The organism is Rothia sp. ND6WE1A (assembly GCF_001683935.1).
GTDB lineage: Bacteria > Actinomycetota > Actinomycetes > Actinomycetales > Micrococcaceae > Rothia > Rothia amarae.
Map to the genome: position 1 here is coordinate 1 of NZ_LXTU01000003.1, position 891 is coordinate 891.

Below are 891 nucleotides of genomic sequence, written 5' to 3' on the forward strand. Positions count from 1 at the left end.
TCACCTGTCCCAATCCAGCCGGGTTCTGGTGTCCAACAGCCCGCAGCTATGTTATTCCACCATGAGCACGATTTAAATAAAGAACGAAACACTTTAAATTTTCTACGATTTTGAGGAGGTATGCCTGAGTAGAGAAATAGAGAAGTATTATTGAGATTCTTCATTCCTCCCACTGATTTATAAGCCTTTATTAGTTCTTTTTTTCTCTTTAATATGATGTTTTGTTTAAAGGCTTCATCAAGCATTTTTTTGTCAAAAATTAGACGTGTATAGCCTAGCTCAGATGCAAGAGAGTTAAGGAACTTATTTTGTTGACTGGATAATTTTAGTGAGCATTCAAAAGATAGAGTCCAAATATCAATTATCGGATCGGGGTAAGAGGAAGAAACTTTAGGAGAAGGAGCTGAATCTGAGGAAATGGGCTCTATGTCATTATCGAGTTGAGGTTCATCTAATTCGATGATCTCATGGTAATCATTAGATTCTGGTGAAACAGGCACAGCTTGCTCCGCTAAACTGGAAAAATATTCCTGGAGATTTGCGAGAATTTCCACGTTGGGTTGCTGGCTCGAAGGAATTGCATGATATTTAGCGGATAAAATTAAAATTTCTGAATTAGAAACCGCTGGATAAAATATTTTTTTGGGCTTATTCTTCAATTTACTTACTAGGTATTCGAGTCCATTGACATGATCTTTATCTAAATGAGAAATAAATATATAATCAACTTCATCAGTAAAATATTTTACATATTTATCTACTTCTCTTACTACTAAATTTATGGAGTTATTGGTTCCGCAATCATATACAATGTTGATATATTTATTTTCTCTCGTTCTAATTTGTTGAGTGGAGAAAAATCCTGCACCCACTGCCCAGTGGGTTCTGTTG

General features: G+C 35.4%; 1 protein-coding gene. It reads right to left on the reverse strand.

Annotated features, from left to right (window positions below):
- Nucleotides 1-891, reverse strand: an 891-nt coding sequence (locus A7E48_RS00770) for an MBL fold metallo-hydrolase (RefSeq protein ID WP_141669318.1), incomplete at both ends; no start/stop codon positions are given.